This window comes from Roseateles sp. (genome assembly GCF_036404855.1).
Taxonomy (GTDB): Bacteria; Pseudomonadota; Gammaproteobacteria; order Burkholderiales; family Burkholderiaceae_C; genus Pelomonas.
Map to the genome: position 1 here is coordinate 42,196 of NZ_DASWYS010000363.1, position 11,828 is coordinate 54,023.

15 protein-coding genes are annotated in these 11,828 nt (G+C 68.5%); 5 read left to right on the forward strand and 10 right to left on the reverse strand.

Going from position 1 to position 11,828, the window contains the following annotated elements:
* Positions 1–2 precede the first annotated feature (2 nt).
* From VGF12_RS24270 to VGF12_RS24285, 4 genes are all read right to left on the reverse strand, one after another.
* Positions 3–308 (reverse strand): hypothetical protein, encoded by a 306-nt coding sequence (locus VGF12_RS24270; RefSeq protein WP_331178617.1) that lies wholly within the window; start codon positions 306–308, stop codon positions 3–5.
* A gap of 24 nt (positions 309–332) precedes the next feature.
* Complete coding sequence (locus VGF12_RS24275) at positions 333–719, reverse strand: phage holin family protein (protein WP_331178618.1); 387 nt, start codon at positions 717–719, stop codon at positions 333–335.
* Positions 720–726: 7 nt separating this feature from the next.
* Positions 727–1,035 carry a DUF883 family protein gene (locus tag VGF12_RS24280; RefSeq protein ID WP_331178619.1) on the reverse strand — a complete coding sequence of 103 codons (309 nt, stop codon included), beginning with the start codon at positions 1,033–1,035 and terminating at the stop codon, positions 727–729.
* A gap of 91 nt (positions 1,036–1,126) precedes the next feature.
* Entirely contained in the window at positions 1,127–2,095 is a 969-nt protein-coding gene (locus VGF12_RS24285; protein WP_331178620.1) for a helix-turn-helix transcriptional regulator, read from the reverse strand.
* 127 nt (positions 2,096–2,222) lie between these two features.
* Between VGF12_RS24285 and VGF12_RS24290 the strand changes: the two genes are divergently transcribed.
* Entirely contained in the window at positions 2,223–3,281 is a 1,059-nt protein-coding gene (locus tag VGF12_RS24290) for a hypothetical protein (protein WP_331178621.1), read from the forward strand.
* A 61-nt stretch (positions 3,282–3,342) separates the two neighbouring features.
* On the opposite strand, the gene VGF12_RS24295 is transcribed toward VGF12_RS24290, so the two are convergent.
* From VGF12_RS24295 to VGF12_RS24305, 3 genes are read right to left on the reverse strand one after another with little or no spacing between them, the layout of a single operon-like run.
* Positions 3,343–3,861, reverse strand: a complete 519-nt coding sequence (locus VGF12_RS24295) for a GNAT family N-acetyltransferase (protein WP_331178622.1) — start codon at positions 3,859–3,861, stop codon at positions 3,343–3,345.
* Positions 3,862–3,905: 44 nt separating this feature from the next.
* The gene (locus VGF12_RS24300) at positions 3,906–4,598 is read right to left on the reverse strand and encodes a 3'-5' exonuclease (protein ID WP_331178623.1); all 693 of its coding nucleotides are present in this window, start codon (positions 4,596–4,598) and stop codon (positions 3,906–3,908) included.
* A gap of 5 nt (positions 4,599–4,603) precedes the next feature.
* On the reverse strand, positions 4,604–4,915 hold the full coding sequence (locus VGF12_RS24305; protein ID WP_331178634.1) for a nucleotide pyrophosphohydrolase: 312 nt from the start codon (positions 4,913–4,915) through the stop codon (positions 4,604–4,606).
* Between the two features lie 389 nt (positions 4,916–5,304).
* Here VGF12_RS24305 and VGF12_RS24310 point away from each other — a divergent pair, with 389 nt between their 5' ends.
* Complete coding sequence (locus tag VGF12_RS24310; protein ID WP_331178624.1) at positions 5,305–6,471, forward strand: SGNH/GDSL hydrolase family protein; 1,167 nt, start codon at positions 5,305–5,307, stop codon at positions 6,469–6,471.
* 29 nt (positions 6,472–6,500) lie between these two features.
* The gene (locus VGF12_RS24315; protein WP_331178625.1) at positions 6,501–7,178 is read left to right on the forward strand and encodes an OmpW/AlkL family protein; all 678 of its coding nucleotides are present in this window, start codon (positions 6,501–6,503) and stop codon (positions 7,176–7,178) included.
* A gap of 97 nt (positions 7,179–7,275) precedes the next feature.
* On the opposite strand, the gene queE is transcribed toward VGF12_RS24315, so the two are convergent.
* Positions 7,276–7,905, reverse strand: coding sequence for a 7-carboxy-7-deazaguanine synthase (gene queE, locus VGF12_RS24320; protein WP_331178626.1), 630 nt, complete (start codon positions 7,903–7,905; stop codon positions 7,276–7,278).
* Positions 7,902–8,996: a 6-carboxytetrahydropterin synthase gene (locus VGF12_RS24325; RefSeq protein WP_331178627.1), complete on the reverse strand. Its 1,095-nt coding sequence runs from the start codon at positions 8,994–8,996 to the stop codon at positions 7,902–7,904. The genes queE and VGF12_RS24325 overlap by 4 nt, the downstream gene beginning before the upstream one ends.
* A 72-nt stretch (positions 8,997–9,068) precedes the next feature.
* On the opposite strand from VGF12_RS24325, the gene VGF12_RS24330 reads away from it, so the two are divergent.
* The gene (locus VGF12_RS24330) at positions 9,069–10,424 is read left to right on the forward strand and encodes an MFS transporter (protein ID WP_331178628.1); all 1,356 of its coding nucleotides are present in this window, start codon (positions 9,069–9,071) and stop codon (positions 10,422–10,424) included.
* Positions 10,425–10,519: 95 nt separating this feature from the next.
* Here VGF12_RS24330 and VGF12_RS24335 read toward each other — a convergent pair whose 3' ends face one another.
* Positions 10,520–11,092 carry a GAF domain-containing protein gene (locus VGF12_RS24335; RefSeq protein WP_331178629.1) on the reverse strand — a complete coding sequence of 191 codons (573 nt, stop codon included), beginning with the start codon at positions 11,090–11,092 and terminating at the stop codon, positions 10,520–10,522.
* 224 nt (positions 11,093–11,316) lie between these two features.
* Between VGF12_RS24335 and VGF12_RS24340 the strand changes: the two genes are divergently transcribed.
* The coding region (locus tag VGF12_RS24340) for a hypothetical protein (protein WP_331178630.1) at positions 11,317–11,828 on the forward strand (512 nt) is incomplete at its 3' end.

Genomic DNA, 11,828 nt, shown 5'->3' on the forward strand with positions numbered 1-11,828 from the left:
CGTCAGGCGCGCTGCCTGCGCCACACCCGCCAGGCCAGCCACGCCCAGCGCAGCCCGCGCCAGAGCTGACCGCGCCGCTTCTGTCCCGCTCCGGCGAAGAAGGCCGCGCCCGTCCCGGCCGCGGCCACCACGAGGGGGTTGGACAGCAGATTGCGCCAGGCCATCACCCGGGCGACCCAGCCGTCGGCACGCTGGCCGAGGTCGTCCACCGCCAGCGCGGCCTGCCCACGCAGCACTTCCGACGCCAGCAGCAGATTGGCCTTGCGCTCAGCCCGCTCGATGGGGTCAGCAGGAATGCGGGGGATCATCGCGACAAACCTCGCATGCGGCGATCAGGGCCCCGGCCGGCGCCGCAACGCCTCGGCGTCCGCGCGCAGCTCGCCGATGCTGGACTGGAACAAGCTGGCCGGCTGGGCGATCAGGGCCCTGACCTTGAGCACAGCAAAGACGGCCGCGGCCACCAGCACCAGCGTGCCGCCGCCCAGGGCCAGCATGCGGTGGCTGTCCCACAGCGCCACGGTGACGAGCACCAGCAGCATCAGCAGACCGAAGCCTGCCAGCAGCGCAGCCAGCACGGCCCACAGCAGCAGGCCGGCGATGCGCTCCTTCTCCTCCTGGGCCTCAATGGCGAACAGCTCGAGCCGGATACGGCCCAGCGTCAGCAAAGAAGCCCCGAGCCGCCGCAGCGGCGCGGAGACCGGTTCCTTGTCGTCGCTCAAGCGAGGCTCAACGGCGGCCGATCAGCACACCCAGGGCCAGACCCACGGCCGCTGCGACACCAATGGCCTGCCAGGGCTTGGCGTGCACATAGTCGTCGGTGGCCGTGGCGGCGTCCTTGGCGCGCTGAACGGCTTCATGCTGGGCATCAAGCAGCTTCTCCTTGGCGCCGGACAGACGGTCCTGGATGCGCGCGCGAAGGGCCTTGACCTCACCATCTGCCTTGTTCGTCGTGGCCGTCATCAGTGCGTCGATGTCCTCCATCACCGCACGGAAATCGGAGGCCAACTTTTCCTTCGCCTGGGTTGCGTCACTCATCGCGGGCTCCTCGATCAGGGTCAAACACGGGTCAAGCCTAACGCGGTTGAGCCTCGCGGATATGACGCATCGCAAAGGAATGGCGCTTGTCCTACAAGGCTGAAACGGCCTGGCGCAGGCGCTGCGCATGGGCCTCGCGCAGGGCCGCAGGCGCCACGACCTCCACTTGGCCAGCATGGCGCAGGAGGTCCATCAGCAGCTCGGTGTCGTCGACATAGGGCAGCCGCAGCCGCCAGCGGCCGTCGGGCAGGAACTCACTCTGCTGGGCCGGGTGCCATTCCTCGCGCGACACCCAGGCCGCCGCCTCGGCGCTGAACAGCAGCTCGGCCTCGCGCGGCGTGCCACCGGCAAAGATGCCATAGCCCTGGTCCAGTTCGGCCTCCAGCTCGGCCAGCGGCACGGCCTTGGCGTCGGTGTCCAGCGGTGTCGCGCTTTCGATGCCGTCCAGCGCGAAGCGGCGGTAGGCGTCGCTGGCATGGCACCAGGCATCCAGATACCAGGCGTGACGGTGGTGCACCAGGCGCTGCGGCGAGACCTCACGCTCGCTGCTCGCGCCATCGCGCTTCTTGCGGTAGCGGATGGCCAGGCGCTTGCGCTTGACGACGGCGCTGCCCACGGTCTCGAAGCTGTCGCTGGCCATGCGCCGCCGCGCCGTGCCAATGAGCCTGACGCGCCGCCGCAGCTCTTCCGCCTCGGCCGCGTCCACGCCCAGCATGCCGGTGATCTTGTCGAACATCGGCTGCAGGTGGCGGCCGACGACGCCCTGCTCGTCCAGGCCGGCCAGCATCTGCTGCATGGTCAGCAGCGCATGCAGTTCGGCCTCGTTGAACCAGACCCCCGGCAGCTCGTGCTTGCCACCGCGCCACTGCTGCCCGAAGCGGTAGCCGTTGTCGGCGGCGTCGTACTCGATGGGCGCGTCCAACCGCTCCCGCAGATAGGCCAGGTCTCGCTTGAGCGTGGCTGCAGACACCTCCAGCGCCTCGATCAGCTCGGCGAACGACACGCAGCCGCGCGAACGGATCAGGTGCTCGATCTTGTAGAAGCGCTCGGTACGGTCCATGCAGTCGGCTCCTGAAAATATTCACAGTATTTTTCCAGGTGGATCATCTCATGAGCCACCTGGCTCACAGACTGCATACCAAGGCCCGCGAACCCACAACCGGCGAGCCTCAGTCCAAGGAGCCCCCATGCAAGCCGCGATCACCGTTCAAGCCAACGCCCGCCCTGCCCTCGTCCAGTTCGACCTGGACATGGATACCGCCGCCCCCGCCCACATCAGCGCCCATGAACGCACCGGGCTGGCACTCGGCCGCGACTACGCGCTGCACGGCATCACGCCGCCCATGGCCCACCTGTACCCGCAGTCGCCGCTGCAGCGCGGCTGGCTGGCGGCCAGTTCGCGCTCATCCAACCGGCCGGTGCGCAGCGCGGCAAGCCCCCAGGTCCAGCAATGGCTGGCCCTGCGCACCCATGCCTGGACGCGCGGCCGCAGCTTTGAGGACATCCAGCTCACGCCCCACCACCTCGCCCAGCTCGACGTCTCGCACTGCCCCATCACCCGCGAGCCGCTGGACGACGACAACCGCAGCATCGACCGTGTCCGCGACGATGCCGGCTACGCGGCAGGCAACCTCGCCGTCATGAGCCGCCGCGCCAACCAGGCCAAGGGCCGCCGAGGTCACCTGGCGCTGGCCGGCATGGCCGCCAGTTGTGCTGCAGGCCCGATCACGCGCATCGGTGGCCTGGCGGAGGCCGATTGGGAGCGCCTGACCGTGCTGAGCAGCTTCGTCACGCCGCTGAGCCATGAGGACGCCGCGCAGATCCCGCTGCGCGTGCTGCCGCCCAACCGGCTGCGCCTGTTCAACCCCATCCAGGCCCTGCAGGCCTTCGTGACCCGCCAGCTTGCCACGCCAGGCTGGAGCGCCCGCCTGAGCCGCCTCGAAGCGCTGCTGCCGACGGATCAGCTCCGCACCGACTTCAACCGCTTTGTGCTGGCCCTGGCTCCCCGCGTGCTGGCTGCGGCCGAGCTGCAGGAGCCGCACCAGATCCGCTGGGCATTGGAAGACGCCTGGGCGCTGCCTCTGGTGCAGAAGCGCTGGACGCGCTTCGCGCTGCAACTGACACCCGAGCAGGCCGAAGCCCTGGTCGAGCGCGCCGCAGCCAAGAAGCTCAGTCCGGTGCACGTGCAGCGCCATGACGACGCCACCGATGGCTGGGCGCTGGCCACGAGTGGCTACGCCGCTTGAGACTGGACGCCCCCAAGGAAGAAAGCGCCCCTCGGGGCGCCTCAGCTCGGGTGAGCTACCCTCAGACCAGCGAGCGCTGCAGGCGGATCTCTTCGACACGCGCACCGCCGACTTCCGTCGTGCGGGCGCTGCCCAGCTCGCGCTTGAAGCCGGCCAGCTCGAAGAAGCGCAGTGCGCGCTCGTTGCGCAGATAGCACCACAGCGTGGCCTTGGTGCAGCCTTCTTCCTGCAGACCGTCGCGCGTGGCATCCCACAGCGCAAGACCCACACCCTTGTCCCAGTGCACCGGGTCGGCAAACAGGGCCCAGACCTCGCCGGTCGTGGCTGGCGTGCCCTTGTCGCGCGAGCGGTCGAAACCGGCAAAGCCCATGATCTTGTTGTCCAGATGGGCGACGATGACCTGCGGCTCGCACAGGTCGATGGCTTCGCGCCAGAAGGCCTGGCGCTTCTGCACCGACATCGCATCCAACGCAGCCGCAGGCAGCAGGGCCTTGTAGGCATCCTGGCTGGCAGCGACGTGGATCTCGGCGATGGCCTTGGCATCGCGCAGGGTGGCGGGGCGAACCTGGATCACGGACATGGAACTCTTGAGCAATGGCACGGGGACGAAAGGGCGTGATTGTCCTAGCCCATCGCGCCTGAGTCAGCTCTTGACAGAAATTTTTCCTGCACTCCCTCAGTGCTTCTTCGCGCCTTCACGTGGTCGACCACGCCGCGCCTGAGCCATCGCAACGGCGTGCGCTGCAGCTCTGAGAGCAGGGCGTGGTCCACAGGCGTGTCGCCCAGGTCCAGCGCGAAACGGCGGCCCACCTCGTCCTGAACCTTCAGTAACAACTCCGCCGTCACTCGCGCATCGGCCATCGCGCGGTGGGCACGGCCCGTGAACCGCAAGTCGTGGAACTGCGTCATCGCGCCCAATCCGTGGCTCTTGGCCTCCGGCCAGAGGCGGCGCGACAAGAGCACCGTGCAGGCGAACTCGTGAGCCGGGTCTGGCCCAAGGCCGGCGCGGGCCATCTCGGCCTGCCAGAAACCCCGATCGAAAGAGGCGTTATGCGCGACCAGCGGACAGCCCCGCGTGAAGCGGGCCAGCTCGCGCATGACGATCGCCGAATCCGGCGCTTCGGCCAGCATCTCGTTGGTGATACCGGTCAGGGACTGGATGTAGGGCGGCACCCAGCTGCCGCTGTTCATCAGGCTGGCCCAGGCATCGACAACAACACCTCCACGCACCAACACGGCTGCGATCTCGGTCGCCCGCCCGCCGCTGGTAGGTCCGAGCCCGGTGGTCTCGAAGTCGATGACGGCAATGGTTTCCATCCTCATCAAGACCTGGGCGGGTGCTTGATGGCATTCATCGTCAGCTTGCGCTCAACGGCTGCTTCCAGATCCACGCCGCCATGGTCGGCGATCTGCACAAGGTAAAGCAGCACGTCGGACAGCTCCTCGCCGAGATGGCGGCGCTGCTCGTCGCTGAGGTCCAGCGACTGCTCCGGGGTCAACCACTGGAAGATTTCCAACAGCTCGGCGGCTTCCACCGTCATCGCCATCGCGAGGTTCTTGGGGGTCTGGTAGGGCTGCCAGTCCCGCTCCGCGGCGAACTGGCGCAGGCGATGCTGCAACTCGGAAATATCCATGCTGGAAGTGTCCAACGTATTCCAAACAGTATTCAAGATTTCAAAGTGGTGGTCGTAGTAGAGGGCGACCTGCTCTGTGGACAAGCCAAAAAAATCCTTGCACGACAGGGATTTGCCTGCGGCACAAGGCTGTGTGCCACCGCCGGGACGAACAGGTGCGCGATTGGGAACAACTTCGGGAAATGCCCTCAGCCTGTGGATATCCATGAGGTTGTCCTGGCGCCATCCACAGACTTGCCCGCAGCTCAGACAGGCCGTTTCCAAGCCTTCAGCCTTGAATCTTTACGAGAGGCGCCGGCCAAGACGGGCTGTTTTGCGGGGAGGCCGCAGCTAGAGTTGCCCTCCCGAATTTCGTGCGGCAGTGCAGAGCTGTTGCCCAGGAGACAACGATGAAGTCCCCCTTCACCCGGATCGCTGCCGCATCGGTGGTGTTGTTGAGCAGTCTGCTGGTCGCCGGTTGTGGAGGCGGTGCCTCGGCCGACACGACGCCGGCGACCAAGATCTCGTCCGTCAAGGTGTTTGGCGACTCCCTGCAGGACAGCGGGACCTTCGGCTACAAGTTCACCGTCCAGAGCAGCGACAACCTCATCTACGTCGAGCGCATCGCCGCCAACTACGGCCAGACGCTGTGCAACTTCTTCGTCTTCACCGGCACCACCTTTGCGGCCAACACCGCCAAGACGGGCTGCACCAATTTCTCCATTGGCGGCGGCCGCATCACGTACACCGGCGCGGGCGGCGCAGCCAACCCGCTGAACGTGGGTACCCAGATGGCCACCTACGCGGCGGCCGGCAGCTACACGGCGAGCGACCTCGTCATCATCGACGGTGGGGGCAATGATGCGGCCGACCTCGTCGGTGCCTACCTGGGCATTCCCGGCGACGGTGCTGCGGCCTACTCGGCCCTGCTCGGCACGCTGCTGACGCCCGCGCAGATCGGCGCCGCGCTGCAGGGCGGTGCCACGTCGGTGGCCCAGATCGGCGCCACCTACATGACAGCCCTGGCCGACAAGTTCGCCGGCCAGATCAAGGCCAGCGTGCTCGACAAGGGCGCCACCCACGTGGTCATCATGAACATGCCGGACGTGACCATCACGCCGCGCTTCCAGTCGGTGCTGGACGCCATCGCCCAGGCTGGCGGCGGCGGCACCGCTGGCGCGGCGGCACGCGCGCAGGCGCAGGCCGTGTTTCAGGGCTGGATGACGGCCTTCAACACCCAGCTTGCCGCCAAATTCGCCGGCAACGACAGCGTCGTCGTCGTCGACTTCTACAAGGCCTTCCAGGACGAGGTGGCGACGCCGGCCCAGTTCGGCCTCGGCAACGTGAAGACGCCAGCCTGCCCCGTCACGGGTTTGGGCAGCGACGGCCTGCCCGTCTACGACTTCCCCACCTGCACGGCCGCGGCACTGTCGGCCGCGCCTCCGGCCGGCGTCAGCGGAGGCGCCGACTGGTGGAAGAGCTATGCCTTCTCCGACAGCTTCCACCCCACACCCTACGGCCACCAGCTGACCCAGCAGCTGATTGCCAAGTCTCTGGCCACCAAGGGTTGGCTCTGAGCCGCGGCCCATCCATTCGGGAACAACCCATGAAAGCCAAATTCCTCACCGGTATCGTTGCCTTCGTGGCCGCCCTGGTCGCCAGCGGCGGCGCCTTTGCACAGTCGGCCGGCAGCGTCGTCGTCTACGGAGGAGCCGTGCAGATCAAACCGCAGGTCGAGAGCGGCGACTTGACCGCACCCAGCCTGGCGGGCACCAAGGTCGACGTGAAGAAGGCCAGCCAGTTCTCCGGCGGTCTCACCTATTACTGGACCGACAACATCAGCATTGACCTGCCTATCGGGCTGCCGTTCAAGCACGACGTTGTCGGCGCCGGCGCCATCGAAGGCGTGGGCAAGCTCGGCACCGTGAAGTCACTGCCGATCACGCTGCTGGCCCAGTACCGTTTCGGCGATGCTGGTAGCACCTTCCGCCCCTATGTCGGCGCGGGCTTGAGTTACGGCTATTTCTTCAAGCCGCGGGCCACGACCGTGCTGTCCGGCATCACGGGCGGCACGGTGAGCAACCCGACGACGCTATCCATGAAGAGCCGCATGGGCACGACGCTGGAGCTCGGCGGTGCCGTCAATGTCACCAGGGACTGGTCTGCCAGCCTGTCGGTCACCAAGACCTTCATCAAGACGACGGGCAGCCTGTCCACGGGCCAGACCATCGAGACGACGCTGGACCCCGTGGCCATCAAGTTCGCGATCGGCTATCGATTCTGAACGCCTCGTCCGGCCGCGGCACCGGCATGCCGAGCACCGGCTTGGCCGCGTGACCCACGACCTCGTGTGAGCCACCGGAAGGTCCACGCCGGGCTGGTCAGGGAATGCCCAACAGCTTGTGCAGCTGCACGGACATCCGCCATTGCGGATGGGCCCGGCAGTAGTCCACCGCGGCCTTCGTGTGCTCGCGCCTGAGGACCGAGTCCATGGGCTGCAGGAAGAAGTTCTGGAAGTCCAGATGTGCAAACCGTTCCGGCTGTGCCAGCGGCTGCGGATAGACCAGCTTGAGTTCGTGCCCGGAGGTCAGCACCAGCGGCGCATCGGCCTTGGGGCTGACGCAGATCCAGTCGAGCCCAGGCGGCGCGGGCTGGGTGCCATTGGTCTCGACAGCCACCTCGAAGCCGCGCGCGTGCAGCGCATCGATGAGAGGCGTGTCCAGCTGCAGCAGCGGCTCGCCACCGGTGCAGACGACATAGGGCCGCCCTCCGCCGGGCCAGGCGCCAGCGACGGCGTCAGCCAGCGCCTCGGCCGTGGCGAACTTGCCGCCGCCCTCGCCGTCCGTGCCGACGAAGTCCGTGTCACAGAAGGTGCAGACCGCCGTCGCGCGATCCTGCTCGCGGCCTGTCCACAGGTTGCAGCCGGCGAAGCGGCAGAACACCGCCGCGCGACCCGCCTGGGCGCCTTCTCCCTGCAGCGTGTAGAAGAGTTCTTTGACCGAGTACGTCATACGGGAATCAGTTCTTCCGAGTCGGCCCGGCTGACGATGGCGCCCGAGCCGCGCGTTTCGTAGAGGTCCACACGGTCGATCTGCGGCAGCACGCGGCCGCCTTCGCGCAGCACCCAGGTGGCGATCGAGGCGGCATCGCCATCGGGCAAGCCGGCGATCTCGAACAGCGGGTGATGGTCCAGCCGCTTGAAGATGGGGTTGAACAAGGTCTTCACGTCGCCGAAGTCCACCGTCCAGCCCATGACCTGATCCAGCGGCGCAGCCAGGTGCAGCCTCAGCGTGAAGGTGTGGCCGTGGATGCCGGCCAGCGGGTGGCCGGCGGGGGCATGCTGCATGCGAACGGCGCTGTCCAGCGTCATCTCCTTCCAGATGCGGTAGCTCTGGCCATTGAAGTTGGCGCCGCTCGAGCCGGTCTCGTAGACGGTCACCCAGCTCAGCTCCGGCAGCGCGGGCTTGAGCCTGCGCCACAGCCAGGCCGAGATGTTTTCGCTGGTCGGGTTGGCGAGGCCGTCGATGTCGTTCAGGCAGCGGTAGTTCAGCTCGAAGTGCAGCGGGGCCCAGACCTCGTCGAGGTGGTCGTAGTCGATGGCCAGGTCGCGCTCGCCGAGGTCGGCGTTGGCATGCAGGATGACCTCGAAGCCGTGCCCGTGCATGCGGCCGCACTGGTGGCCTGCGGGGACGTTGGGCAACTGGTGCGCAGCCTGGAAGCGGTAGCGCCTCCAGACATGGGCACGGCCGGCGCCGTCCAGGTCCACACCGCTGTGCGTGGTGCTTTGCACACCCACCTGCACGATGCCGGGCACACCCAGCCGCGAACGCACCCAGCGGGCCAGGTTCTCATCCGTGGGCTCGGCCAGGTGGTCGTTCAGCAGCGCATGGTCCAGCGGCGCGACAGCGTCGGCCATGCGCGAACGCAGCGCCTCCACCTCGCCGCCGGGGAACGCCGGCCAGCCGGCCGGTAGCGCCGTGCGCACGGTTGCGAAATAGCTGTGGCCATGCAGGCCATGGCTGCGGTGAGAGGTGGGCAGGGCGGGAATTCGGCAGGCGGACTCGAAGCCGGCCGAGGCACAGTGCAACACGGAAACTGACATGCCCCGATTGTCGCGCGCCCCTTTCCCGGCCTGCTTGACTTGAAGTTGGCTTGAGCTTTTAGGCTTCGCCCCATGAACCTGTCCGAACCCGTTGACGCCGTCCCATCTGCCGACAAGCTCTTTGCCCCTGGTCGTCGTGCCGCCTGCCTGGGCGCGGTGGCACTGATCTCCATGCTGGCGTTCGAGTCCATCGCCGTCGCCACTGCGATGCCCGCCGTGGCGCAGGCCCTGCACGGCCTGCCCTATTACGCGCTGGCCTTCGGCGCGACGCTGGCGACCTCGGTGCTGGGCATGACGGCCGCCGGCCAGCTCTGCGACAAGCGCGGGCCCTATCGCGCGGCGCTGGCCGGGCTGGCGGCATTCCTCGCCGGCCTGCTGCTGGCCGGATTCGCATCGTCCATGCCGCTACTGGTGCTCGGCCGCGCACTGCAGGGCCTGGGCAGCGGCGTGCTGGGCGTGACGCTATACGTGGGCGTCGGCCAGGTCGTGCCGCCGCAGCTGCATCCCAAGCTGTTCGCGATGTTTGCCGGCGCCTGGGTCGTGCCGGGTCTCCTCGGCCCCGCACTGGCGTCCTTCCTGGTGCAGTTCCTCGGCTGGCGTTCGGTCTTCCTGGCGGTGGCCGTGGCCGTGCCGGTGGCGGCGGTCATGATGCTGCCGGCCCTCAGGCGTGTCGGCACGGGCACGGGCGAGGTGTTGCGATGGGGAGCCATGCGCTGGGCGCTGCTGGCCAGCGGTGGCGCGCTGACGCTGCACGCGGCCAGCCAGCACAGCGGCAGCGGTGCGGTACTGCTGTTCGCGGCCGGACTGCTGGCCGCGGGCATCGCTGCCCGGCTGTTGTTGCCCCCCGGCACGCTGAGCGCGGCACGTGGCCTGCCGACGGTGATCCTGCTGCGCGGCCTCATCGCGGCGACCTTCGCGAGCGCCGAGGCCTTCCTGCCGCTGCTGCTGACCCAGCAATTCGGCTGGAGCCTCACGCAGGCCGGTATGGCGCTCAGTGCCGGCGCGGTGACCTGGAGCGTGGGCAGCGCGCTGCAGGCGCGCGCACGGCGACCCCAGTCGCGGCGCCTGCTGCTGCCCGGCGGCTTCGTGCTGACAGCGGTGGGCCTGGTCGTCGTCATCTCGCCGCTGCTGTTTGCGCTGCCTTCGAGCCTGGTGTTCGCCGGCTGGAGCACGGTGGGCCTGGGCATAGGCCTGTCTTTCCCCATGCTGTCGGTGCTGCTGCTCCAGCTGTCGCCACCCGACAGCCAGGGCAGCAACGCCTCCTCGCTGCAGCTCAGCGACGCGTTGACGAGCAGTGCCGCACTGGCGCTGGCCGGCCTGCTGTTTGACCCGGCCACGCGCCAGGTCCTGCCCGTGCTGCTGATGTCGCTGACGCTGGTGGGCGCGGCCGCAGTGATCAGCCCGCGGGCCCAACCCGCCGCTGGCTGAGGCCGCGGGTCGGCGCGGCGACCCGCCAGTCCATCCCGTTCCAGAAGCTGCGGCTGCTCGCGCGCATCCTTCGTGCCGCAGGGGCACGACCCTGCTCATCCTTCCCCGGTGATCACCGGGAAAGGCGCCGGCGCCGGCGGCGCGAAGCCGGCATGCGGTTCGAACGCCACCTTGCGCGCCAACAGCCGCGCGCATTGCCGCAGACAGGCCAGCGCGCTCTGCTGCAGGTCCGGCTGAGCCGCCGCGCTGAAGCAGCAGACCGTGCCGTAGACCCGTCCGTCGGGCAGCACCACCGGCGTGCTCAGGTGGGCGCCGATGGGGATATCGGTGTCGGGCAGTTCGCCACGCGCCGCCAGCGCGGCGGCGTCGGGCACCAGCTCCGGCATGCGGCCCTCGACAACGCGCTGGCAGTAGCTCTGCTCCAGCGGCGCTGAGTCGCCGGCATGCAGGCCCAGCGCCTCGCCGCCGTCCATGAAGCGGAACACGCGCTCGCCATCGACGAACTCCGACACGAACACCACGTCCATGCGCAGCTGCCTGCGCAGCATCAGCAGCACGCCGGTGATGCGGCTGTCCAGCTCGGGGTCGTAGCCATCGGCGGTGGCCACCAGCAGCTCGGAGATCTTGATGTCCAGCGCCTGCTGGTCGACCTGGTCCAGGTAGGGCATGCGAACGGCTCCGGGAAGAGGTACCCCCATCATCGGCGCTGCACGTACCCGTGGTCGAGTAACCGTGAGTCACGCGGGTGTTTTCATGCACGCCGACGGCAAAGAGCCATGGCGGAGCCATGGCCCGCGCCATGCGCGGTGGCTCCTCGTGGGCGATGCGGCATCTGGCCCCGCGGACGACGATGTGGGTCATTCCCAATCATCCCGTCCCGCCGGAGCCCCACATGTCCATCGCCCCCACCCCGTCCACCGCGCGGATCGCGCTGCCGCTGCTGGCCGCCGTCGCCAGCTTCTGGCTGCTCGCCGACGTCACCCAGGCCCAGCCTGCCCAGCAGCGTCGCCTAGTGCTTGATGCGGAACTGCAGCGCCAGGGCCCCGTGCAGTCGGGCGCTGAGCGCGGCGAACAGACCCTGAGTCAGCGCTGGCAGTTCAGCGCGCTGCTGCAGAGCGACGGTGTGCCGCTTCCCTTCAACCCGCTGGACCCCGAGGACCACCGCCGCCAGGCCGAGGCCGCACAGCGCATCACCGCCGCCGCGCCGGCGGCACCCATGCCGGACTGGCGCGCCATGCAGGCCAAGGCCCAGGCCATGCAGGCCCGCTGCGGCCAGGACAGCGCCTGCCTGATGCGTGAGGCCTCGGCCCAGAGCGCCGCGGCGATGCCCGGCGTCAACCCGGGCAGCCAGGGCCGGTTGCAGGCCTACGGCCAGGCCGCGGCCGCCTGCGAGCGCCAGCCGGC